Below are 24,033 nucleotides of genomic sequence, written 5' to 3'. Positions count from 1 at the left end.
TTGAAGCTTTAGCAAGAATTCAATCTTTTCGTCACTTATTACCACCAATTATCGTTGTTTAATAAAACACATTTCCGTAAGAATATTGAGTATTAAAAGAATCAAGAATAGTCTTTCGATAAAAAGCTTTTTATAACCTTGGAAAATTCTTCTGGTCTCTCTTTTTGAGGCCAATGTTTGCATCCTTCCATCAAATAAATTTCCGATCCTTGTATACTATCATGTGCTTGTTTCGCATATTTAACTGGGACACTTGAATCGTTTGTACCATGTACTATTAATGTAGAATTTTTTATTTCAGACAATCTGCCCGCTAAATTCGTACGAAGACCTGTCCTTGTAATTTCACTTCTCTGAAATGAAATAAATGCTTTACCCGCATCGGGAGCCTTTAGAACCTCCTGTACTTCATCTACAAGTTCTTCTGATAACTTGTTTGGATCTCCAAACAAGCTATTTAACAATGTCCATTTCACAAACGCCCTGCTTTTACTAGATAATTTATAAGATAGTTCATTGAAGAAGGTTTTGGTATACCAATAGGATAGACGGTGATATGGCAGTTTGTTAAAAATTCCCCACGCGTCTACTAATATTAATTTTTCTACTCGTGTTGGATATTCCAACGCAAACTTGAGAGATATTCCTCCGCCAAGCGACAAACCAATCAAACTAGCTTGATCAAAATTCAGGGTTTGCATGAATTGTTTCAAAAATTCCACATAAAATGAAAGGGAATATTCTATATCAGGTTTGTCACTCTTTCCATACCCAGGTAAGTCCGGGGCAAATACACGATTTGTTTCAGATAAAGGCTCTATTATTTCGCCCCATGAAATACGTGCGGAATCTACGCCTGCACCATGTAAAAGAATAACAGGCGGGCCTGTATCACCAGCTGTATAGCATTGAACGTTGATATTATTTATGTTTAAACTTATCGTATTTATTTTTGAATTACCTTGCATCTTCTTTGGCTCCTTCCTCTCCATGATTTATCCCGATAATCTGATCAATACACAGTTCAGTAAGTTTCTTTAACGATTGATCTTGTTTGTGAAGCCAGAGCATCACTACTCCTAGAACGGAGGCTTGCAATAAATAGGATGTATCTTTCACATTCATTTTCGCAATCTCCCCTTTGTCCATACTAGCTTGAAGTATCCTCTGTACTTCGTTATCAATTAGTAAATTTCTTTCCTGCGAAATAGCATGCAATTCTTGATCCTGTACACCTTCTAAATAAATAGCTATCATAATTATTAAGGAAGTAGCATCGCCATTTTCTGCAGACCAATATGTCAGAAAATTTCGCAACGTATTTATATTGGGCTCTTTTAACTGGTTCTTTTCAACTACTAATCTTGTTTTTTCTAATGCATACCGAAAAAAACTAAGTATTAAGCCTTTTTTTGAACCAAACCGCTTTGACAAAATTGCTGTTGAGACATTGGCTTCTTTTGCAATTTTTTCTAATGACAATTTTGAATAACCATGCTTAGCAATTGCGGTATAAAATCCTAAAAAGATTTGTTCATCACTGTATTTAATTGGGCGCATTTTGCATACTCCTTTAGTAAGTAATTATTCACTTACTAATATATATATAAATAATTAGAAAGTCAAACATTTAATTTAAACCTCACTAATACTGTCAATAGTGCCAGGCACCGAACTTTAGAATTTCTTTCTTCTTATTCATCGACATTAAGTTCTTTTATTAGATACCTGGCACCTTTGTGAAGCCTAGAGATTAATAGTTTTTAACCATTTTATAATTCACCAATGCAATACCGTTTCGGATAACTTTATTTTCTGCTTCAACTGTATAACCTTGTTTTTCAAAAAAGGGCTTGGCGGTAATTGATGCATGCGTTTTAAAGTTAAATAAACCCACTTTTCGTGCGCAGCGTTCTAATTCTTTTACCAGAGCTGTAGCAATACCCCTACGCTGAAAATCCTTATGAACATAAAGTTTGTCCAGGTAGCCGGTATAATCCATGTCCGCAAATCCTACGATTCCTCCATTTATTACTGCTACCAATGTATTATGCGCTATAAAAGAACTATTCCAAACTTCCAAATCAACATTTCCCGTTGCCCATGCGTTCAACTGCTCATTTGTATAATCCTTGGAATTGATTGTATGCACAGTATCATAAAACAGTTTTGCCATAAAAGCACAGTCACTTGGTTTATATTTTCGGATTATCATAGTTACCTCTTTTTATTCATTAATTGCTCTAACCCTGCTTCGGATGTTAGCATTTCAAGATTATCAAATATTTCCTCTTCGCTCCAGTTCCACCATTGAAGCTTTAGCAGGAATTCAATCTTTTCGTCACTAAAGCGTTTTTTGATAAACTTAGCTGGATTCCCACCATATATTGAATAGGGTTCAACACTTTTCACTACTGTTGAATTAGTGGCAATAATCGCACCATCACCAATTATAACGCCTGGCATAATGGTTACATTTTGACCAATCCAGACATCATTACCAATCACAGTATCTCCCTTAAAAGGAAGTTGTTCTATTGTAGGAGTAACCTTTTCCCATCCACAGCCAAAGATATTAAAGGGATAGGTTGTAATTCCATCCATTCTATGATTTGCACCATTCATAATAAACTTAACACCCTCTGCAATTGCACAGAACTTACCTATTATCAGTTTATCCCCCAGAAATTCGTAATGATGCTCTATATTTTCGTAAAATTTCTCTGGAGACTTTTTATTATCGCTATAATAGGTATATTCACCAATCTCAACATTTGGTCTTTTAGGTAGATTACTTATATAGCAAACCGTCTTTATATTTTCATTCGGATAAAGCTTTTTCTTATCTGGCCCCGTCATTGAATATGGACTCCTTTCAGGTATTCAACCTCATTTACTAGTCTTTGAAGAATCTCTATTCCTTTTCTTGTACAATCTACATCAGTTGATATTAAGGAAATAACCTTATCGACCCTTTCCTTGTAATCGCTTGGCTTGATCTTAAAATCTTCAATCATCTTAACAGCCTTTTTTTCATTTATACAGTATTCTTTATTTATTGCAAACAAGACTTGATTAAGGGAAGATATGCTTCGAAAGCAATGTCCGCAAACATAGGATACATCGTCTTTATCAATATTGTTCTCAGCAAACATTAAAGAGAAACCTGCCTCAAACATAAAAAATTCAGTTAATCCCTTCTGCAAAGCGGTTGGATAACGTTCTGCTTGCTTTTTAAACTCATAAAAGTTTTCATCATTAGCATATTGTATCTTGCTGATCGCCAATTCTCCACGATACATAGCACTTATATAACCATGTGGATGCCCAGTCTGATAATTGGCAGTAACACTTCCTTGCTCCGTATCTTTGATTATTTGTTCCACCCGTTTTATATCACGTAAAATCAAGTCAACATGATACCCGTTTATAACTAACCATCCGCCGCCATTAATCCAATCACCCCACGCTCCGGGAGGTACAACCAGGTTATTTCTATTCTCATCATCCAACTCTGTAGCAATTTGATTAATCGCTGTAATGTCAAATGATTCTGATTTGTAATAGATTCCGATATCTATATCAGAATCCTCTGTATGGGTGCCTCTTGCACGGGAACCCCCTAATACGATGCCTTCTATATAAGGCAAAGAGGATAATTTTTCTGTCACTGATTGAATAATATTATCTATCATACGAACACACCCTTATTTTATTTTGCATCTAATTTTCTAATCTCAGTTATCATTGGGCAAACTATTGCAATGCAAATAATTAAAATACCTGATAGTAAAAACCAATGATTTACACCGATTCTATCAGCAAAGAATCCAGAAAGAATTAACCCAATTGGCATAGCAAGAGACATGATACTTCCAGTTAAAGAAAATACACGTCCTAAATATTCAGGCTTTATTTTCTCCTGAAAAAGAGCTGTTTGTACACCGCTGTAAAACGGAACCGAAAGCCCCATTATTGCACAGCAGACTACAAATATGAAAAATCCACTTTGGGGAAGTAATCCTGAAATGGTTAAGCTTATCCCCATCATAAAAATGGATGCCGTTATTAATAAGATTCGCTTTTGGCAATTCCCAAATAACCCTAATAATAGACCCCCTATCAACATACCAGAGGCATAAGCAATCTCCGTAATAGAAATATGCATCGGTGTACCATTAAAATATTCCATAGTGATTAAAGGATATAATGCATTTATGGGCATATAAATAAACATATATAATGTTCCAACGAGTAATAAAGCAAATAATCCTTTATTTTGCCGTAGTACAGCCATTCCTTCTTTCATTTCTCTTATGAAATTTGGTTTCAAACTTTGCACTTGATCACCCAGCTTAGGAATACGTACAATTGCTACCGTAATAGATGCAATCACAGCACCCAATACATCGATGGCAATAATAGCATTTAGTTCCCAAACGGAGTATAAGAGTGCTGCAACCGCCGGACTAACAATATAGCTTATAGACTGCAAAGACTGACTATAGCCTGCACATTTCGTAAGCTGTTCTTCTGGTACTAAAAGTGGCGTAACCGCATTGAGAGCCGGGGTGTGAAAAGCTGTTCCAATGCTACGGATGAACAATACTACCATAACCATCCAGATAGGTAACTCCATATACAATGCAACAATAGCTAGCACGGCCCCAGCTGCTGCGATATTTAAATCAGCACCAATCATTATCTTCTTCCTATCATGACGATCCACTAATACACCAATGGCTGGTCCAAAGACCGCATAGGGTAAAAAACCTACTAGTGAAGCCATAGACAAGACCATCGCAGATCCTGTTTTCTCTGTAAGGTAAAAAATGATCGCCATTTGCAGGATGGCACTAGTGATTAATGATACTGCCTGCCCTGCCCATATTGTATAAAACTTAAGTTTCCAATTGTTGTATTTTTCCATTTATATCATCTCCTGCATATTATTTTGCTTGAATTTCTATTTTGAATAGCATTCTAGGCAATAAAAAATGCAGGTCTATGTCCACAATGTGGCTTTTGGTCTGCATACATACAATTTGGAAACATTCATATTAAAGACATAATTAAATAAAGGTATAGTTAAATAACTTATATCTCACCGTAACTAATGAATGCTCAATATCGTATAAATAAGCACAACAAAAAAGCCTATCATCGGGGATAGATTCTGCTTTTTTTATTGCCAGCTTATCTTAAACGCATTGAGGCTGTCATAGTTTCGGTTCCTCCTAAACTCTTATTTGTATCAGCATATATTTTAACACAATAAGTTGTATTAAACAACGTTTAAAATTGAAAAAAAGCCACGGACAGTACAACAAACATATACATCCCAGGAAGATAATATTGATTTAATTATAGATTACCTGAATATACCGATAAGCCATGCTTAATACAATAAACAAATAGTTTGCCACCGGTAGTTATAGGAAACCTACAAGTTGGACTTTGTTCTGGGTACAAGCGATTTAGAAATACTCTGTCACTTTTAACATAGGCCACAAAAGAAAGATAATGATCTTTGGTCATTGGATGGTCAAAAGTGACAAAGTAATCAGTATCTATTTCCTCTACCGTGATTTTTGGTGCAATAGTTGCAACAGTAGGCAAGATACGTTCTAACTTTCTTCCGCAGCAGAAGATAGAGGCACTTCCTGTGCTCACCAAAATATTTCCACAGGAAGGACAAACGTAAAAACGTACTTTATCAATATTGCCGCTATCCGGCTTATTTGATGTGATTTCACCCTCCATCATCTGTTTCATATCAACACCCAAAATAGTAGATAGTTCTGGCCACAGCGATAGGTCAGGACATCCTAAACCACATTCCCATTTTGAAACAGTTTTATTTTGAATACCCAGTGCATCTGCAATATTTCTCTGGGTAAGGTTTTTTTCCTTTCGTAGCTTGGCAATTAAATTGCCTATTTTCACACAATCCATGCCACCACCTCCATTTCTGCTTAGTATATCATACTACATGAACCTTGCGATTACTTGTACCAATCTTGCTGGAAGCTGCTTCAAATCGGTTATATCCAGTGTGTTTTCAGCACCGTAAAGTTCTCGGATAGCCTCCTTATCCTGTCCAATAGCTGCAGCTAGGAACTGGATGCCTTTTCGCCTAAATTCCTGCAAAGTATCTTTCATATCATACGCTGCCTTTTCACCTGAATAATCAGGCATAGCCTTAGGCTGCCCGTCACTGATGCTGATTATTAATTTGGATTTTTGGGGCGCATTAAGCAATCTATCGGAAATAATGCGCAATGCCATACCATCCCGATTGTTGCTGCGAGCCTGAATGTTCATAAGAGCATATTTTTCATTTGCATCTTTGCTTTCAAAGTCTACATAGGCATAGACAGACATTTGCTCCAGCTTGGAGCGGTCTGCTGTATCCCCGTAAACCATTATCGGAATGCCACACCCTTTGCAGAATTCGTATAAGGCGACAGCTGCCTGTTTTGCTGCATCCAAACGACCAAAGGCTGACATTGACGCTGATTCATCAATCCTGAGAGCAACCGCAATAGAGGGTTCTTCCTCAGGCGGACGCTTGCGGGCAAATGTGCGAAAATCCATAGAGGCAACCTGATCCGCGCAAAATTTTGTGCCATACAACCTCGATTTCGCGAATTCAGCAGATAATTCATGCTCCAACAGCGGATTTGTTTTTCTGATTAATTCCCGAATAACTGGCATCAAAGTTGTCATCATACGGTTATACTCTTCCCTGTTCTGGTAGGTAACTTCCGGACGATGGACAATCAGCTTAATATCTTCATGGACACTTCCTTGAACACTTTGCCGTGCTTCCCTGTTCAACTGTTTACGAAATTCTTTTTTTTGTAATTCGGTTGTATCTGATTTATCGAGCTCATGATAGAATGGAGTGCCATTTTCCCCATTATCATTGCTTGAAATATCAGTATTTTCATCACTGCTCGTATCAGAATGCCCCTCACTGTCTTCTGATTTTCTCAGACGCACTGCATTTTTATCAGCTTGATCTGTCTTGGCAGAGAATTCTCCGTTTTCGGAAATATTAAGTTCCATTACTTCAGGATTTTCTCCGTCTTTTTGCGATTGACATATGTGATCCATTTCCTCAAGCTTTTCTGTCAAGCCATGACTAGCCAGTGCCTGCTCTAAAATAACAAGCTCCTGCGGATCGGTCGTGATTTTGTATAACACCTTATAATATAAACTTTTTTGGATTGAGGCACCACTTTGAACGGCATCCACCCAAAAGATATAAGAACGCATACCGGCCACACCTTTAATGGCATTGGCGCGGGCTGTCTCATCCAGCACCATAATCGTTTCAGCTAAAAGAGATAGTACAGGTTCAGATTCATAACCGGTCTTAGCTTTAACCCGCTCCATCATCACTTCTTTAGGCGGTAAATCTAGTTTTTCTGCATGCTGCACTCGATCTCGCAAAGCTTCATTTAAGGGCCGGAAGCCATTGTAACCGCGGTTTGTTGTGATAACCGCAATAAAATCAGGGTGACGATGCGCGATACGAGTTGGCAAGTTTAGACTGCCATCTGGTTCTAATGCGGAATTTAGCGCCATTAAAACAGCAGCATCCCGAATCACTGTCGGTTCCTGAATCTCCAAGAGCCATCCATTTTCATATGCACGAACAATTTCAGAAGGATAATAGCGATATTCAACCTTATCAGAATGACCATCTTCTTCTGACAGCACCGGAAGAATCGAACCCAGGACATCGGATTTATCCATATCTGCAAAACAGGTTACTTTCGTATAAGGCAGGTTAAAATCAGCAGATAAAGCTTTGGCAATCTGGGTTTTTCCCGAACCAGCATCCCCTTCCAGCAAAATGGTGCTAATTTTCATTTCACCGCGATTCCAATTTCGTACGATCTCTTCATATATTCGTTTTTCTGCTTCACTTTCAATATGTGAAGGCGGCTTTTTCCAGACAAGCGACTGTTCCTCTTCAGTCAGCTGCCTGTCCGGTGACAAAATACAAGTCTTTTTCATTGTTAGTAACACTCCAACTCTTCTAGTATGCGGCTAAGCACTCGTTGACGTTCTCCAATTATTTCTCCTAAATCATTTAAACTTTGGGCAAATGCTTTGATGTCCTCATTGATATTTTGATTGTCTACACACACTTCTACTGGTAATACCCCACCTTGTACTCCAACTCGTTCCACTGTGGGTTTTTCCGGGTCATATAAAAGGGGGAGTCGGTAAGCCTCCTTGAAGTAAAGCAATGTCCTGGACAAAAAAATCATCAAATCAAATATTTGATGGATGGGCAGCTCCTGGGCCAAAATCAATTCACCATCTTTATCATTTTTCCAAATCTGTGCGGCAATCTGCATTTTTTTATTTTCTTCCAGCATAGGCGCACCTAGCGTTAAACGTTTGATGTCAGATTGATAAGTATTTCTGCCATCTATACGGTCATAATCATTTGACACCATAACAACTTTTTCATTCATCGCCATATCCTCCTTGCATTTGGATCAGCAGCGAGACACTGTTCTCTCAAACTTTCTAATTTTGCTGTATGATCTTCATGTGGGTCATCATACTTTAACACTTTAATAACTGATAGTTCAAAGCCTTCAGAGCCATATTTGTTCCAGAGTTCCTGTAATCGTTTATTAGGATGCCAGTTGGCTGCCAATTTCATATTAGTGCTGTTAAAGTCTGATTTTGTATCTTTGGAGATACCCAAAAATACCTCGCCAGTTTCTTTACAACGGTAAGATATTACTCCCATTTCAGGATGTCTGTTTTTATAGGCTTCTAAAAGCTCTTTTTTTCTTTTTGTATCCATCATTTTCACCTCGACTCTAGTATAAAACAATGTATCTCAAAATATAATCCACGCTCCGTAGACCATATGAATGCAGAATTTTCCAATAGACAGTATTTTATAAAAATAGTAGCTTGTGCAACTTGCCGTTAAGTTTTTTTCAATTTCCTGTATGACATAAGCATTATAAAAACGAAAAGCCGCCAATCAAGAGCTGTTTCCCTTAATCAGCGGCAAGTCTTATATCTAATTTTCTATATCTATTGCAATACTTGACTTAAATTCCACCTCAATTCTGTCATCATGCACCGTAACCCTTTCAATAAGCCACCTTACTAATTGCTCATCATACTCCTCCAACTCACAGGATTGTTCATTCAAGAAATCAGTCATTTCAGCGATTCGTTGCCTTTTTCCTTCTCGCTCTGCATTTTCAACTAGTGCATTTTGCTTCAATTCACGAAGCCGATAAATTTCATCAGCCACATCTTCATAGTCATTCTTGGACTTTGCTTGGATTAGAAGCTGTTGTTGCAATTCTTCCAATTTGCCATCAATATCAACGGTGGCATTATCATTTTCTTCATTAAGTACGGTGGCTATATTTTTCTGTAACGTTGAGAGGAAGGGTTCTTTGTTAGCCAAAAGTTCGTTAATAGCCTTGACCACTGCTGTCTGTAATATTTCCTCGTTTATGGTAGAGGCCGTACATTCAGACCCTTTTTCCTCCAAACGGCTGACGCATCTCCAAACAATAGACTTGTAACCTCGGTTATTCCAATGTACCCGTCTGTAAATATTACCGCACCGTTTGAAACCGCGAATTTTCACGCGCTACCCCACGCCCGTTTCCGGGGCAAAAAGTGGTAGAGATTTAGCCCCCCCTACCGCATAAACTGCAGATAATCTCAAAAGTTAAGCTAATCTTAGGATTTCGTGAGATTTTTTGCATCTATATAAAACCGTTAATCGGCATAGTTTTCAAATTTGAGTATTAACCCTTTTTTAGAAAAGAGGTGAGTGTTTTAATTTATCTGTCAGTCAAGCGAATGATCTGACAATTAGCTGTTATTCTGTCTAACAGAGTCTGACAAAGATGTTTGTCTTCCACTACATCTAACCATGTAGATATTTCTCGATTGGTAACAAAAATGATACTTCTTGTTTCATTAAGAAAAGTAACTGCTCGATAAAAAGCCTGCAACTCTGACCTGGTTGGTGCTAGATAAAATACATCATCAATAATAATCAAGTCGCATTCCCGCATATAGGAGAAGGTTGCGCCTGCTTTTAGGTTTATATCTTTGTTCTCTACGATAGATACAAAAGTATCAATGGATGCATAATAAGTTTTATGTCCCTTGTCGATCGCTGTTTCTCCAAGATGAACAGCAAGACTAGTTTTGCCTGTCCCGCATTTACCAAGCAGAATAACGTTTTGTTCTTCATTGAGCCACGTCAGATGGGATAATTGTTTTATCTGCCATTCCAAACCTTTGTTTAAATTCGATAATTCAAATACCTTGTTGGGAAGTTTGCTTGCCCTCCTTAGCTTGATCTGTTTTTGTCTGGCTCGTATCTCTAGTTCTTTTTGTAATATCATCTGAAGATAATCTAGGTTGGACAGTTTCTCATCATTCAAATCAATATATCCCCTGGCAATATTCCATAGATTTAGCTTCTTAGCCAACTCGCGGATTTCAGTTATATCAGCCATCGATTTCCCTCCTTATCTCCTTGCTACGTGTCAGATGGTTGAAATACTGTTGATTTGGTAAGAACTTCTTTGCTATGTGCTCACCATGCTTATACATCATGTAGGCCAAAAGTTCATATGCATTGCAGCGTTCAATCTCAATGCAGTATCTTATCCCGTCAAGCATTTGCTCCATCGAATAAAACTTCGTCATGCGATTTAAGCGAATGCAATGGCTATTAGAATATTTTGGTTGTTCCTGTTCCATGTGCTGTATAAATTCCTGAGCGATTTCATGCTCTGCAAAATATTGTTTTATAAGAGCATGAGAAACCCTGTTTCTGTTATTATTTCCTTCAGGTTTGAATATCTGTCCAGTATCTTCTGTTGCTGGATACTTAGCTAATAATTCATTAGTATCAGTATCATAAAATAGAAGTATTTCACCATCATCCTCAATACGTATACGTTGATGTGCATCCATCACACCGACATCAATCTGATAACGATTCCCTTTATAGCTGACCACTCCATTGGAATCAAAGGATGCTACAGTACTTGATACCTCTGAATATGGTTTAACATGAAAAAGCTGTTTTTGTTCATCAATAAACATTTCTCGTGGCACTTTTCTAGTCACAGTATGAACTCGCCCGTTGCCTTCTCTATCCAACCATGCAAGAGCTGCACTATTAAGACTGTCAATTCCGGTGTACACCCTCCCCTCTAGAAAGCTTTGCTTGACATATCCAATTACCTCTTCTACCTTACCTTTACTCTGAGGATCTCTTGGCCTGCATAATGAAACACTGTAGCCAATACGCTTAACATATTCTTCAAAGGCCGGTACAAATATAATATTACCTAGATTTTCGCTAACCACATAGACCCGATCAAGATCATATAGAATTGTCTGTGGTCTTCCTCCAAAATATTGAAATGCATAGTTATGAGCTTTTATGGCTGTTTCGGTCGTGAAGGGATCCGGTGAAAAGTAAACAAATTTCATTCTGCTATAACTCAGAACCATACAAAAGAAATATACCCTTACAATTCTTCCATACATATCTTTAAGTTTATATTGACCAAAATCAGCCTGAGCTTCATATCCTGGTGGCGAGACTTCACGTGGCGAGATTTTCCGCTTACTGGTATGCTGATACCCGTGCTGTTCCCTTAAAGCTTTCATGTAGCGATAGAAAGTAGCTCGTTTAACTTGTAAATCAGGAAAGGCTTCAATTAATTTAAGATAAATATTGGTATCTCGGATTTGTGGGCATATTTTCAATTGCTCTAATATGTACTGTCGATAATTATCCATATGGTGCTTTTCCTGTTCAACTTCCCTGGCATAATCTTCCTTACTCATATTCCAGTATTTACTGACAGAAGTATAGGTGATCCCCAGCGCTTTAGCAGTTTTGGTCTGGGCAAGTCCGAGTTCTTTGTATTCTTGGATTTTTTGGTATTGCTCGATACCGATCATGTGTTTTCCTCCTTTAGTTTGTTATTAAAGCTAGAATACATGTAGCAACGCAAACATAGGCATCACCTCCCCGGATGCTTTTTCACTAAAATAAGGCTTTTGGGTCATTTACTGACTTCAAAAGCCTTATTTATAACTCAATATTAAATTATTATGTTAACATAGCGCTTATATATTTGGTAAGACAATAAATCTGGTATGTTCATATAAGTCGAATTTTTTGAAATATTGTTCTCCTTTAATATTTGTACTTTTATACAACAGATTAGCTCTTGAGTCAGTCTAGAAGATATCTAATTATCTCTCATATATACAATCTTGTATGGTGTACGGTCAGAACAGTAAATCATTATACATTCATACACCTTATCCAGCCCTTCTTGAGAAACTCTCTCTTCTCTTTTTTATCTAATACCTCCGAACAACTTTCCCAATCTATATGTTCAACTCCCATATTGTACCTATTCTCAAATGGATGTTTTTCGGGTACATTATCTATTATCTCAAGAGCCTTCTCTTGCTCTCCTATGGCTACATTTATCCATACATCTTCGAGAACATCTGGCAATTGTCCAAATACATTATATATATTTCTTAATCTCTGAGATAATAAGTTATGAACCCTGTCTTCTACTGAATCTTTATATCTCATATTATAGACAAAAATAGTATCATGCACTTGTCCAATCCTTTGTATTCTCCCTTTCCTTTGCTCTAATCTTGTAGGATTCCAAGGTAAGTCAATGTTAATTAATGACCCAAGAGTTTGTAAGTTTAAGCCTTCACTTGCAGAATCTGTTCCAACAAGTATCCTCAAGTCTCTACTTTTTACCATTGCTTTTAGCTCTTCTTTATCTTTTCTCTTAAATACTCCATCTATAAAAATACCAGACTTATCTCCTCCTGCATATAAGCCTATAGTTTCTCCATCAAACTCCTTTGAAAGATTCTCAGCTATCCATTTTGCAGTATCAAAGTATTGAGAAAATATAATTGTACCCCTTTCAATCCAATTTTCATCTCGGAGTAGCTCCACTGTTTTATCATACTTAGGGTCTGTTGCTTCACTGGTTTCAAGAGCTCTTACATACCTTTCTAATAGTTCTGTTTCCATAGGTGTAAGATTTTTTATATCAGATTCAATTTTAACCTCTTCTTCTTCCTCTGCTATCTCCTCCGATATTTCATCAAAGGATGTATTCCAACTATTCAACATTTTTAATCCTGTGTTTTTCCCTGCTTCTATAGAGCTTCCTAATTTGCCCCTACTGGCTCAATATTAATTGCAGAACGCTCTATTTCATTTTCAAGTTCCTTAAAAGATTTTTGTAAAAGTTGGGAGCCTTCTTCATATGTAGCTTGTAAGTCAGAGACAACAATACAAACATTATGAAGTTCTGCTTTGCCTACTGCATTAAACAAATTTGCAAGAGCTGTCGTTGTAATATCTGCTACTGTACCTGTTCCTACCGGTATTGTTTTTGCATTTTGTAGATAAGGTGGAAGCTCATCAAGTAAAATTAAAGTTGGAGTATCACTTTTAAGTAAGTTAATCCAAGCGGATTGTCCTGGAGCCATTAAAGGTGTATAAAAGGTATTAAACAACTCTTTTTTACCAAGTTGTTCTGCTATTTCTCCCCATATTCCGAATTCTAAATAACTTTCCCTTCCTGTATAAGCTACTACTCTTATGTCTGAATCTACATTGGCATACTTACCATTTAAAATACTTTTTCTTATCTCTTTGTTTTTCGCGAGGACTCCAAGTGCAACCATATTGTGCGTTTTTCCCCCGCCCATAGCTTGAGTTAGTTTAACCAGACCACTTGATGCTTTCCCTTCAAATCTCTTAAATGCAGTATCAAATAATAGTTCCATTCCTTCTGTAATAAAAGTTTCTTCAAAAAATTGCTTGCCGTCTATGGAACCGTCCAGTAAATTACTTAGGTCAAGTGTATCGTCTCTTTTTGTCTCATCAAATACACTTTCCCTTGGCTTACAAGCTTCAAATAAGGTTTTCATTTTTATTTACCTCCTAAGTAACGTCTAATATTAATTCTGTTTTTTATCCAATATTGATTTGAAAATCATTCTCTTAAAAAAACATCAATTTTAAATCATAATTATAATTAATAAAACGCTTAATACTTGAGCAACATCTTTCTGAGTTTTATTATCATCAATCTCTTTAGGAATAGAATTTCTCCAATGTAGCCCTCCCGATATCTGCAATGGTTGGCTAGGCATTCATTTCCTAGTTATCATGTTGTGAAACAAGCATTAACTCCGTTTGGTATCATCCATTTCCATGATATCACAGACGTCGCATTTTAACGCTATACAGATTTTTTGTATTATTTCTGTACTAACATTTTCATTTTTACCAAGCTTTGTTATCGTAGCAGAACTAATACCTGCAAGCTTCTGCAAGTCCTTCTTTTTCATATCTCTATCAATAAGAAGCTTCCAAAGTTTTTTATAACTAATTACCATTGTAATCACCTCTATCTATGTATAATTACATAATATCATTGGCCTCATTATATTGCAAATAATTTCTTTACATCCGCGCGATTTTTGATTTCTACTTAGCATTTATAATTCTAAACCCAGTATAGGACAAGTTTATAAGATATTACATCCATCTTATTATCTCAACTCTAACAAAATCATCTATTACGGCAACTCAATTTAACCGTTTACGGCTTAATTTTGACCAAAAATATACCCCCGATATGTTCCCATATACACATATCGAGGGTATAAATTGAGTTGATAGAATTGCTATCACTTTATGATACCCAGAATCTTCAATGCTTTTCGATCTTATATCTTAGACATACGCAAATAGCTTCTACATGCACCAACCTATCTGGATTGATGTTTTATGCTGATTCTTACTTTTTCTACTACATTTTTTCTTTTTCTTAGTGGAATCGTGCTTCTTTATACTACATCTAATATTAGTTGCGAATTATAACATCTGTTTGGAGCTTAATATTGGTATGCCAGAAGTTATATTCATCTAGCTTTTGGCTTGCTTCATTATAAACTGGTTTTGTTCCGGTCGGATCCTTAATAGTTACAATGAGACAGAACTCTTGGCTTGGTACAGTACCTTCCATTTGAGACTTAACTTCTATGTGATCTCTGTAAAGACCTTTTATATTAAGATACCAATTCTTGTCCTTCGTTAAGTACTTAAGCTTGTTACCATCAGTCATTTCAGATAAGTCGACTGCATACTTCTTGACAGGATAATACTTATCTCCATACTTAATCAGTAATCTTTCTTTAAGAGCAAATTCATCCGTATTGCTTCTCATTTTCTTCTTGCTGTAATAATTTTCAAGAAGCACATTCTGAGAACCATCTCGTCCTACTGGATTAAGAATATTTCTTTTGGATGTGTCCCTATCCTTCTTAGCATCATATGTACCCATTTTAATATCTACATTAGATTGGCAATACTCTGCTCTCTGTGTCGAGTCAAGAATTGGGTTGTATACCAAGGTTACAATGATTTGTCCCGTAAAGTAATCTCCATCCACAAGACATTCAGGCATAGGAAAGTCCATTATATCAATGTACTCACCCTTTGCAATTTCATCACGCAAGATCAAGGTAACTTCGTGAGGTGAATTATATAAAATTTCTCTTACAGACTGTGGTTTCCCGAATCCCACTTGATTTACTCTTTCAGTTACTGGAACTCTTAGATTTTCTGAATAACTTGCAGAATGGACAATCAAGGCCTTGATTAATAAGGGATCAAACTCTTCTTCCATTTCTTGATGTAAACCTGCCGCGAGTGATGCAATACGAGGTGTAGAATAACTTGTTCCCACTGATTGACAGATTGCACCATCCAATCCGAATGATCTCACCCCTGTTATAACCATCCTTCCTGAAGCATCTACACCAGCATTTCCGCCATAATGTACTATTTCTGGTTTAATGATGTAGGATGGTCCACGGCCAATTCTTGTAAATGGTGATGGATTATCAACCTCAGCTAACTCTAGTGCGGATTTTTTATGTGCAATAGATCCGACCACTATAGATCTTACACTGTCAGCGCCTTGATGGATCTTTCCTTTTGGATGACCCGTCTTAAAATTTTTACAGTTTCCCGCAGATTTACAGATTAAAACTCCATACTGATCCTGCAAAGCATCTAGTGCAACAGCAAAATCGGAGAAGCTATATTCATCCACTTCATTGATAATGCTAATTGACAGATTCCACACTTTCACATCTCTGTAATGGGCTTTGACAGCCTCTTGGATGTTTCGAATTAACTCATCTTCTTCGATGCCTTCCTTATCAGTATCTGGATAAACACAAGCATCCAGAACTTGAACACCCTCAGTACCGACCCACTTTTTGCCTTCCAAGTGATCACCATAGATAACTACTCCTGAAACAAAAGTTCCATGATCTTTTTTTACATAAGGTTCTGGATATGCAGTATATCGCTCTTCTACAAGCCATGGTTTCACATGAGGAATATCAGCTATTCCGTTATCTAAAATGCCCACTATCGCATACTTTTTTCCTTCTTTAGGAGTTAAAATGTTAAGCGTTGCTTCATCTTTTTCCATATCAAGAGCAACTGTATATTTTGGCATAGGCTCGATGGAAAAAATAGCTTCAAAGATTTCATTTTTATTAAGAGTCATAAACTCATCAAGTTTAACACCCTTAACATTGTAGACTACATGGCTTGGTGAATAATTGGTTCTGATTACTTCGTGGCCAATTTGCTTCATTGATCTTTCAAAGTAGTTTCTAATTGCTGTATTTTGCTCGTAATTTTGAAAATCAATGAGTTTAACTTTATAGTCAACAGACTCAGCAATTTCGCTCTTGGCAATTATAGGTTCAAAGTCAGATATGTTTTCAATTGCAGATATTGCGTGGGCATATCGCTGAGTATTCTTTAAGCGCTCAAGTATTTTATCTACTTCTCGAGAGTCATCTACTTTGATAATTAGCTCATCTTCATCCGCCAATCCTAATACATTATTATCTGTACCAGTCCTAAATAAGTTGCTCACTTCACGTCTATGGGTTTTTGCCGTTGCATCGTCGATAATTCTAGTCTTGAAAACGAATGGAATTAAAGAGTTATCCCTTTCCTTCTTTAACACTTTCGTCCTAAACTCCTGAAATGTATCAACAAAAACTCTGGACTTGATCTGTAGTTCTTCTGGACTTAATACGAATTTAGGTGGATCTCCTCCTCCACCAGCTTCAACTCTCATATTGTCTACTTCTCTTTTAGCAAAAAATTTAATTGGTAATCTTTCATCAGCCATTTTTACACCGCCCCTTCTTTCACTCTGGAGAGTTCGCTACATCTCTCACCTTCCTAATCGAAAAATCATAGTTATCGCAAATTTCCTTTTGTGTCACCCCATATTGCAACAGGTATTTAATAAAATCATTCTCACTGATAATCTTATGGTTTCTATATAAATACACTTCATGCAATATATCCCAATTATGAGTCATATCCTTTTTGTTTATGATGGATTTCTTTATTGCGTTACTTACTACTGTTTTGACATCTGCATGGCTAATACCATCTAAGGCGGCTGCCAGCATTTCCAGTTTCTTTTCATTCTCCATCACATTACTGTTTGTATTCTTTGTATACAACTTGATCAGCTGCATGATCTCTTCTTTGTTAGGCTTCTCTAATGTAATAATCTTAGAGAATCTTCTCCAAACAGCTGGATCCAATAATTCATGATGATTGGTTGCTGCAATTAAAATACTGTTTTGACTAAAATCATCAATATTTTGAAGCAAGCTGTTCACAACCCTTTTTAACTCTCCCAGTTCATGCTTGTCATCCCTAAGTTTTGCTACAACATCAAATTCATCAAGGAATAAGATACAGTCTCTTTTCGAAGCATAGTCGAAAATTCTCCTGATGTTCTTTGCTGTGCTTCCTAAGAGTGATGAGACCAGACCATCAAGTCTAACGGTCACAAGTGGTAACCCCGTCTTATATGCGATAAATCTTGCCACCGTTGTTTTCCCACACCCGGGTGGACCATACAATAACAACGAGCTAACCATATCAATTCCAGCTCGTAAAATCTCATCCCTTTGCCAATAGCTTTTAATAAATTCATCGATCTCATCATGAACATAATGTTTCAATATCGGTACCTCAAATGATTTATCCGGGATAAAGACATCCACCATTTCCATACGGCTTTCAGAATCCACTGGCTTAGTAGAAAAATCATCTAAGGAGGCCATTCTAGTTTTTTTATTCACTAATAGAGAGCGTATTTTCTTGGCTAGAGAATCATCACTAGATTTTTCCAGGTTCTCTGCTAGAACTTGGGCATAATTATATACCTTCTCTTTATCACCAATCATTCCACCTTCAATAATTTTCACAATCTCTGTGTACATTTTTCATTCCTCCAGACATACATATTTTAACCCACTGTCGTTCATTTTGTCAATGTATTTGTTATTATTATAAGCATTTTCGTTATTTGTAATCCGTTTTTGTTATTTTAACTCCGTTATCTGTAATTTCGACTCGGTTTCGTTACTTTTTCAGGAGTCAGTCATTCCTCAAAATAAAAACAACCAAGAAACCTTTTTCAATAAAAGCTTCCTAGTTGATCCATTTACACACTTAGATTGATGTGTATTGCTGATATCTATTCATAACATCTTCTGGTATGGTAAATTTCAGATTTTCTTTTTCATCAAAGGCCTTATCACCAGTTTTCTAATATAACTGTAGAAAACTTCTTTTCTCTCACATATAAATTTACCTAATACAGAATTACTCTTCGACCCCTAACAAAACTCTAGCAATTCTTTACCTTCATCAAACTCTCTCTTAATTCTTTCATCAAATCCTATAATTTGGGGATTATGATGGTATTGGTAACCCTGACATTTCCTTCTACCCCTAAGCTCCATATATCCATTTCAGCCATTCTCATTAAAAATTCTGCACGTAATAAAAAAACACTCTCCAAAAAGACTCTAGTACATCTATATCTTTTTTAGGTATTGCTCAAAACAAGTGAGTAGAAATCTCCATAAGTCTTCTGATTCGCTCTATCAATATATCGAGGAATGTTAAGATTAAATCTTTGGCTTTGATTGATTTCACTGTAAGGAATTATTCTCGAATATTTAGAAATTAATATAAATCCGTTGAAACAGTCCATAATTTTTCGGATATCCAGTTCACATATCAAAGCAGTATATACATTTCTCTTTTCACAAAAATCCAAAATTAGTGCACGCACCATTCAGTTAGGTATTATTTACATCCATCCTATCTCCTCAACCCTACTAATTTATCTATTCTGTCCACTCACCCCTACCTAATCTCAGACTCATTTTTACCACAAAAAAACACCCTCGATATGTTTCCACGTACCAATATCGAGGGTTTAAATCGAGTTGACAGATTTACTTTTATTTTATGAAACCCAGTATTTTCAATGCTTACGAGCTTTATTTCTTAGACATCAAGACTACCGTCTCAACGTGCGCCGTCTCCGGGAACATATCAACAGGCTGAACTTCAACCACCTTGTATCCAAGAGTTTCCATAATTCCAAGATCCCTCGCCAGAGTTCCAGGGTCGCAGGATACATATACCATCCTGTCGGGCTGCATCTTGGCCACTGCATGAAGCAAACTTTCATCGCAGCCTTTTCTAGGGGGATCCACAACCACAACATCCGCCTTGATTCCACGTCCTATCATTTCAGGAATAACAACCTCGGACTTTCCTGTAATAAACTCTGCATTTGAAATCTTGTTGACCCGTGCATTTTCCTTTGCATTCTCTATGGCTTTCTCGACTATCTCAACACCATACACCTTTTTTGCTCCATTTGAAAGAAAAAGAGATATGGTGCCTGCTCCGCAGTAGGCATCAAACACCACATCCGATTGTTTCAAGTTTGCATATTCAAGTGCCTTTTTATACAAAACTTCAGTCTGTACAGGATTTACCTGAAAAAACGAAAGAGGCGAAATTTCAAATTTCAGTTTTCCTATATAATCACTTATAGTATCATTTCCAAATAAAATATTACATTCTTTTCCAAGTATTACATTCTCTCTTCTTTTATTCACATTCTGTACTATACTCTTAACATCAGGAACTTCTGACACAATGGCATCCACAAACTCCCCTGCATGTGCAAGTTGTCTTGATTTCGTAACAAGCACAACCATGACTTCCTCCGTTGAAAAACCTGTTCGCACCATTATACTCCGCAAGTTTCCCCGACCTGTTTTCTCATCATAAATTGCTACTTTGAATTTGTATATCCAATTCCTTGTAATTTCTACTATCTTGTCTGCAGTTTCATCCTGTATCATACAACTCGCCATGTCAATGACTTCATGGGTCCTTCTTGCATAAAATCCTATGTTAACCTGTCCTTTTTCACATTTCACTGGAAGTTCAACTTTGTTTCTGTATCTATAGGGATTATCCATGCCTATGGTATCGTGAACCAGAACATCTCCCATATGAATTTTACCTATTCTTTCAAGACAATCCACAACTCTTCTCCTCTTGAAATCGAGCTGTACCTCATATGACATATGCTGAAGCTGGCATCCCCCACATCTTTTATAGATAGAACACACCGGCTCTGTCCTTTCCGGTGATGACTTCATTATTTCTTCAATTCTACCATAAGCAAATTTCTTGCTCACCTTGACTATCTTGACTTTTATTTTTTCACCTTGAATAGCTCCCTGAACAAATACGGTAAACCCGTCTATTTTGCCTACTCCCTCTCCTTCATAGCCCATTCCATCTATATCCATAACATATTCCATGTTCTTTTCAACCATATCTAAAACCACCTGCCAAATTTAATAAGTTTACCCAAAAAAATAGCACCCAATATAAAAAAAAGGTGCATAAAATATAGAATCAGTTGTCTCTTCTTTTCTTTGACTTAATTCTAACCATATGTTATCATATTATACATTATCTTTGTATAATATTTCAATTAATTTTTTATTAATTTTAATTTAGGTAAATTCGAGGATAACCTTTGTACAGGATTATCCTCTATTTCAAGCTACATTACATTCGTTCTTCCGTTATAAACAATTCCCCTTGTAGTATCCATAGTTACAAAAGCTCCTGTCTTAAGAACCTCCATAGCACCACCGGCACTGCATATTATAGGAATTTCCTTTGTTATGCATTCAATTGCCATATGTGACGTAAGTCCTCCATCTTCAGCTATTACACCCGAAACCCTGTCGAGAACTGCTATATATCCCTTATCCAAATTTTTTACAACCAGTATGTCATCCTGCTCAATAACTTCTTCTGCTTCCTTTGGATTATTTACTATTTTCACAGTTCCATATCCAGGTCTTACCCCAGCTCCAGTTCCACTTACAAGTATGTCGCCTACTACGTGAACTTTAAGCATATTTGTAGTTCCGGAATAGCTTACAGGTATTCCTGCCGCAATTACAACAAGATCTCCTTTTTTTACATAACCTGTTTTTAATGAAATCTCAACAGACTTTTCTATCAATTCATCTGTGGAATCAAATTTTCTTGCAAGTATAGGAAATACTCCCCAGTTAAGTGCAAGCTTTCTAGCTACTCCTTCACTTGGTGTAACTGCAATTACAGGACACGAAGATCTGTACTTTGAAACCATCCTTGCTGTATGTCCGCTCTGTGTAGCTGTTATAATTGCAGTGGCCTTAAGTTCAGCTGCCGTTGCACATGCTGCATAACTTATAGCATTAGGCACATTCTGCATGTGAGCTTCCTTCTTTTTCTCAAGAAGTCGTTCATATTCTATACTTGATTCTACAGACTGTGCTATTCTTGACATTGTACGAGCTGCATCAACTGGATATTTTCCATTTGCCGACTCGCCGCTTAACATTATTGCATCTGTACCATCAAGTATAGCATTTGCTATATCTGAAGCTTCTGCTCTTGTAGGTCTCGGATTTCTTATCATGGAATCAAGCATCTGTGTAGCTGTTATTACAGGTTTTCCTGCTTTGTTGCACTTTTTAATTATACTCTTTTGTATGAGAGGAACTTTCTCGATTGGAATTTCCACTCCCATATCTCCTCTTGCAACCATGATTCCATCGGAAAACTTTATTATTTCGTCTATATTGTCTACGCCTTCCTGATTTTCAATCTTCGAGAATATGAGTATATCCTTTCCTCCATTTGATTCAAGGACCTTTCTTATTGTAAGGACGTCCGATGCCTTCCTTATAAAGGAAGCTGATATCATATCAACTCCAACTTCACATCCGAATTTCAAATCTTCCTCGTCTTTTTCAGTAGTAGCCGGAAGTTTTATAGAAACACCTGGAACATTAACTCCCTTATGGTTGCTTATAACTCCAGTATTTTTTACTACACAGTTAATGCTTTTTCCCTCTACATTTTCGACTTCCATGCCTACAAGTCCATCATCTATAAGTATGCTATCGCCTTTTTTTACATCTTTGTAAAGTCCATCGTAAGTTATGTAACATTTAGTTTGATCACCGACAATTTCATCTCCACAAACTACTGTAAACTTTTGGCCTTCTTTTAGTTCAATTTTATCCTTGTTGAAATTACCCGTTCTTATTTCCGGTCCTTTTGTATCAAGTATGATAGCTATTGGCTTATTATATTTTTTTCTAAGTTTTTTTACCCTGTTTATTCTTTCTTTGTGTTCTTCATGATCTCCATGGGAAAAGTTATGTCGTGAAGCACTCATTCCTGCTTCTATAAGTTTTGACAATATTTCTTCGGTATCACTAGCGGGACCTATTGTAAAAATCATTTTAGTCTTTTGCATAGCTTACTCTCCTTATCAAACTAAATTTTATCAACCATCTATTTTATTATAAAACATTAGCTAGGCCAATGCATTAGCTATTTCATATAATTTATCATCAAACCGTTTGGTTTCTTCAAGAGCCTCGTCAATATCAACATCTATGACCTTTCCTCCTCTTACTCCAACTACTCTTGAGGATTTGCCCTCTTCTATAAGTTCAACTGCCCTGAAGGCAAGCTTAGATGCTAAAATTCTATCCTGGCAGGTAGGACTTCCACCTCTTTGAATATGTCCAAGTTTTGTAGCCCTTGCTTCAATACCAGTAACATCTTCAATTTTTTTGGCAAGCTCTTCCGCTCCGCCTATTCCTTCTGCAAGTACTACGAGATTGTGCATTTTTCCTTTCATTTTTCCCTCGAGTATGTTTCTGCAAAGTTCATCCTGATCGTATCCTTTTTCAGGGATTATTATATTTTCAGCTCCTCCTGCAAGTCCTGCATAAAGAGCAATATCTCCGCAGTTTCTGCCCATAACTTCAACAATACTTACACGTTCATGGGAAGTAGACGTGTCTCTTAGCTTATTAATTGCATCAAGTACTGTATTTATGGCAGTATCAAAGCCTATAGTATAATCTGTATAAGCCAGATCATTATCTATAGTTCCCGGTAATCCTATAGTTGCTATTCCAAGTTTCGATAGAAGCTGAGCCCCTCTGAATGAACCATCTCCACCTATTACTACAAGGCCGTCTATACCAAATGTCTTCAATATATCAGCTGCTCTTCTTCTTCCTTCTTCAGTCTTGAACTCAGAACATCTTGCCGTTCTTAGTATTGTTCCCCCACGCTGGATTATATCCGCTACACTTTTTCTATCCATTGGAGTTATTTCACCATTTATAAGGCCATTATATCCCCTAAGCACGCCCATAACATTAAAACCTTTGTCTACTCCAGCCCTTACAACTGCTCTTATGGCAGCATTCATTCCTGGAGCATCCCCTCCACTTGTTAAAACAGCTATTGTTCTCATTATATTTATACCTCCTATGACCGCATGGACAATTTTTGTCCCACACATATCATGACATCTTTGTTGACATCTACTAATTATGTTCTTTATTATAACACAAATTCGACCCTATTTCACTATTTCACAAGTTTTAATTTGCAGAAAACAATGACACATATGT

21 protein-coding genes are annotated in these 24,033 nt (G+C 36.8%); all 21 read right to left on the bottom strand.

The window, feature by feature from the left end; all coding sequences use genetic code 11:
- Positions 1–101: 101 nt before the first annotated feature.
- The 21 genes from AC4CVH_RS11915 to pfkA all read right to left on the bottom strand — a co-directional run bounded on the left by AC4CVH_RS11915 (position 102) and on the right by pfkA (position 23,873).
- Positions 102–968, bottom strand: coding sequence for an alpha/beta fold hydrolase (locus AC4CVH_RS11915; protein ID WP_128753182.1), 867 nt, complete (start codon positions 966–968; stop codon positions 102–104).
- On the bottom strand, positions 958–1,560 hold the full coding sequence (locus AC4CVH_RS11910) for a TetR/AcrR family transcriptional regulator (RefSeq protein WP_490787976.1): 603 nt from the start codon (positions 1,558–1,560) through the stop codon (positions 958–960). The genes AC4CVH_RS11915 and AC4CVH_RS11910 overlap by 11 nt, the downstream gene beginning before the upstream one ends.
- Positions 1,561–1,753: 193 nt before the next feature.
- The gene (locus AC4CVH_RS11905) at positions 1,754–2,215 is read right to left on the bottom strand and encodes a GNAT family N-acetyltransferase (RefSeq protein WP_128753184.1); all 462 of its coding nucleotides are present in this window, start codon (positions 2,213–2,215) and stop codon (positions 1,754–1,756) included.
- Between the two features lie 2 nt (positions 2,216–2,217).
- Entirely contained in the window at positions 2,218–2,859 is a 642-nt protein-coding gene (locus AC4CVH_RS11900; protein WP_490787975.1) for a Vat family streptogramin A O-acetyltransferase, read from the bottom strand.
- Complete coding sequence (locus AC4CVH_RS11895; RefSeq protein ID WP_490787974.1) at positions 2,856–3,695, bottom strand: nucleotidyltransferase domain-containing protein; 840 nt, start codon at positions 3,693–3,695, stop codon at positions 2,856–2,858. The genes AC4CVH_RS11900 and AC4CVH_RS11895 overlap by 4 nt, the downstream gene beginning before the upstream one ends.
- Positions 3,696–3,712: 17 nt before the next feature.
- Positions 3,713–4,930 carry a macrolide efflux MFS transporter Mef(A) gene (gene mef(A) / locus AC4CVH_RS11890; RefSeq protein WP_490787973.1) on the bottom strand — a complete coding sequence of 406 codons (1,218 nt, stop codon included), beginning with the start codon at positions 4,928–4,930 and terminating at the stop codon, positions 3,713–3,715.
- Positions 4,931–5,364: 434 nt separating this feature from the next.
- Positions 5,365–5,955 (bottom strand): helix-turn-helix domain-containing protein, encoded by a 591-nt coding sequence (locus AC4CVH_RS11885; protein WP_095142683.1) that lies wholly within the window; start codon positions 5,953–5,955, stop codon positions 5,365–5,367.
- A 33-nt stretch (positions 5,956–5,988) separates the two neighbouring features.
- Positions 5,989–8,028 (bottom strand): AAA family ATPase, encoded by a 2,040-nt coding sequence (locus AC4CVH_RS11880; RefSeq protein ID WP_251246527.1) that lies wholly within the window; start codon positions 8,026–8,028, stop codon positions 5,989–5,991.
- Positions 8,029–8,030: 2 nt separating this feature from the next.
- Positions 8,031–8,495: a DUF6530 family protein gene (locus AC4CVH_RS11875; RefSeq protein WP_490787972.1), complete on the bottom strand. Its 465-nt coding sequence runs from the start codon at positions 8,493–8,495 to the stop codon at positions 8,031–8,033.
- Positions 8,492–8,836 carry a GIY-YIG nuclease family protein gene (locus AC4CVH_RS11870; RefSeq protein ID WP_176458991.1) on the bottom strand — a complete coding sequence of 115 codons (345 nt, stop codon included), beginning with the start codon at positions 8,834–8,836 and terminating at the stop codon, positions 8,492–8,494. The genes AC4CVH_RS11875 and AC4CVH_RS11870 overlap by 4 nt, the downstream gene beginning before the upstream one ends.
- A 225-nt stretch (positions 8,837–9,061) precedes the next feature.
- Positions 9,062–9,646, bottom strand: a complete 585-nt coding sequence (locus tag AC4CVH_RS11865; RefSeq protein ID WP_490787971.1) for a recombinase zinc beta ribbon domain-containing protein — start codon at positions 9,644–9,646, stop codon at positions 9,062–9,064.
- A 199-nt stretch (positions 9,647–9,845) separates the two neighbouring features.
- Positions 9,846–10,532, bottom strand: a complete 687-nt coding sequence (locus AC4CVH_RS11860) for an ATP-binding protein (RefSeq protein ID WP_490787970.1) — start codon at positions 10,530–10,532, stop codon at positions 9,846–9,848.
- Positions 10,525–11,997, bottom strand: a complete 1,473-nt coding sequence (gene istA, locus AC4CVH_RS11855) for an IS21 family transposase (protein ID WP_490787969.1) — start codon at positions 11,995–11,997, stop codon at positions 10,525–10,527. Before istA ends, AC4CVH_RS11860 begins: the two co-directional genes overlap by 8 nt.
- 349 nt (positions 11,998–12,346) lie before the next feature.
- Positions 12,347–13,213 (bottom strand): helicase-related protein, encoded by an 867-nt coding sequence (locus tag AC4CVH_RS11850; RefSeq protein ID WP_490787968.1) that lies wholly within the window; start codon positions 13,211–13,213, stop codon positions 12,347–12,349.
- 38 nt (positions 13,214–13,251) lie between these two features.
- Positions 13,252–14,019, bottom strand: a complete 768-nt coding sequence (locus AC4CVH_RS11845; RefSeq protein ID WP_490787967.1) for a DUF499 family protein — start codon at positions 14,017–14,019, stop codon at positions 13,252–13,254.
- A 258-nt stretch (positions 14,020–14,277) separates the two neighbouring features.
- Positions 14,278–14,490 carry a helix-turn-helix domain-containing protein gene (locus tag AC4CVH_RS11840; RefSeq protein ID WP_069194802.1) on the bottom strand — a complete coding sequence of 71 codons (213 nt, stop codon included), beginning with the start codon at positions 14,488–14,490 and terminating at the stop codon, positions 14,278–14,280.
- A gap of 470 nt (positions 14,491–14,960) precedes the next feature.
- A complete protein-coding gene (locus tag AC4CVH_RS11835; protein ID WP_490787966.1) occupies positions 14,961–17,318 on the bottom strand; it encodes a S8 family peptidase in 2,358 nt (785 codons plus the stop codon).
- Between the two features lie 19 nt (positions 17,319–17,337).
- Positions 17,338–18,432 carry an AAA family ATPase gene (locus tag AC4CVH_RS11830; RefSeq protein ID WP_069194804.1) on the bottom strand — a complete coding sequence of 365 codons (1,095 nt, stop codon included), beginning with the start codon at positions 18,430–18,432 and terminating at the stop codon, positions 17,338–17,340.
- Positions 18,433–19,503: 1,071 nt separating this feature from the next.
- Positions 19,504–20,865 carry a 23S rRNA (uracil(1939)-C(5))-methyltransferase RlmD gene (gene rlmD, locus AC4CVH_RS11825; protein WP_490787965.1) on the bottom strand — a complete coding sequence of 454 codons (1,362 nt, stop codon included), beginning with the start codon at positions 20,863–20,865 and terminating at the stop codon, positions 19,504–19,506.
- A 233-nt stretch (positions 20,866–21,098) separates the two neighbouring features.
- Positions 21,099–22,856, bottom strand: a complete 1,758-nt coding sequence (gene pyk, locus AC4CVH_RS11820; RefSeq protein ID WP_490787964.1) for a pyruvate kinase — start codon at positions 22,854–22,856, stop codon at positions 21,099–21,101.
- 60 nt (positions 22,857–22,916) lie between these two features.
- Entirely contained in the window at positions 22,917–23,873 is a 957-nt protein-coding gene (gene pfkA / locus AC4CVH_RS11815) for a 6-phosphofructokinase (protein ID WP_490787963.1), read from the bottom strand.
- Positions 23,874–24,033 lie beyond the last annotated feature (160 nt).

Source organism: Clostridium pabulibutyricum, from assembly GCF_058242705.1.
This window is presented reverse-complemented; position numbering and strand designations above follow the sequence as displayed.

What these genes read in the sequence shown, in the direction of transcription:
- AC4CVH_RS11840 (WP_069194802.1), bottom strand. Translation starts at nt 14,490, where the DNA reads ATGGTAATTAGTTATAAAAAACTTTGGAAGCTTCTTATTGATAGAGAT.
- AC4CVH_RS11870 (WP_176458991.1), bottom strand. Translation starts at nt 8,836, where the DNA reads ATGGATACAAAAAGAAAAAAAGAGCTTTTAGAAGCCTATAAAAACAGA.
- AC4CVH_RS11830 (WP_069194804.1), bottom strand. Translation starts at nt 18,432, where the DNA reads ATGTACACAGAGATTGTGAAAATTATTGAAGGTGGAATGATTGGTGAT.
- AC4CVH_RS11885 (WP_095142683.1), bottom strand. Translation starts at nt 5,955, where the DNA reads ATGGATTGTGTGAAAATAGGCAATTTAATTGCCAAGCTACGAAAGGAA.
- AC4CVH_RS11880 (WP_251246527.1), bottom strand. Translation starts at nt 8,028, where the DNA reads ATGAAAAAGACTTGTATTTTGTCACCGGACAGGCAGCTGACTGAAGAG.
- AC4CVH_RS11860 (WP_490787970.1), bottom strand. Translation starts at nt 10,532, where the DNA reads ATGGCTGATATAACTGAAATCCGCGAGTTGGCTAAGAAGCTAAATCTA.
- AC4CVH_RS11845 (WP_490787967.1), bottom strand. Translation starts at nt 14,019, where the DNA reads ATGAAAACCTTATTTGAAGCTTGTAAGCCAAGGGAAAGTGTATTTGAT.
- AC4CVH_RS11900 (WP_490787975.1), bottom strand. Translation starts at nt 2,859, where the DNA reads ATGACGGGGCCAGATAAGAAAAAGCTTTATCCGAATGAAAATATAAAG.
- pyk (WP_490787964.1), bottom strand. Translation starts at nt 22,856, where the DNA reads ATGCAAAAGACTAAAATGATTTTTACAATAGGTCCCGCTAGTGATACC.
- AC4CVH_RS11850 (WP_490787968.1), bottom strand. Translation starts at nt 13,213, where the DNA reads ATGTTGAATAGTTGGAATACATCCTTTGATGAAATATCGGAGGAGATA.
- AC4CVH_RS11895 (WP_490787974.1), bottom strand. Translation starts at nt 3,695, where the DNA reads ATGATAGATAATATTATTCAATCAGTGACAGAAAAATTATCCTCTTTG.
- pfkA (WP_490787963.1), bottom strand. Translation starts at nt 23,873, where the DNA reads ATGAGAACAATAGCTGTTTTAACAAGTGGAGGGGATGCTCCAGGAATG.
- rlmD (WP_490787965.1), bottom strand. Translation starts at nt 20,865, where the DNA reads ATGGTTGAAAAGAACATGGAATATGTTATGGATATAGATGGAATGGGC.
- istA (WP_490787969.1), bottom strand. Translation starts at nt 11,997, where the DNA reads ATGATCGGTATCGAGCAATACCAAAAAATCCAAGAATACAAAGAACTC.
- AC4CVH_RS11835 (WP_490787966.1), bottom strand. Translation starts at nt 17,318, where the DNA reads ATGGCTGATGAAAGATTACCAATTAAATTTTTTGCTAAAAGAGAAGTA.
- AC4CVH_RS11875 (WP_490787972.1), bottom strand. Translation starts at nt 8,495, where the DNA reads ATGAATGAAAAAGTTGTTATGGTGTCAAATGATTATGACCGTATAGAT.
- AC4CVH_RS11905 (WP_128753184.1), bottom strand. Translation starts at nt 2,215, where the DNA reads ATGATAATCCGAAAATATAAACCAAGTGACTGTGCTTTTATGGCAAAA.
- AC4CVH_RS11910 (WP_490787976.1), bottom strand. Translation starts at nt 1,560, where the DNA reads ATGCGCCCAATTAAATACAGTGATGAACAAATCTTTTTAGGATTTTAT.
- AC4CVH_RS11915 (WP_128753182.1), bottom strand. Translation starts at nt 968, where the DNA reads ATGCAAGGTAATTCAAAAATAAATACGATAAGTTTAAACATAAATAAT.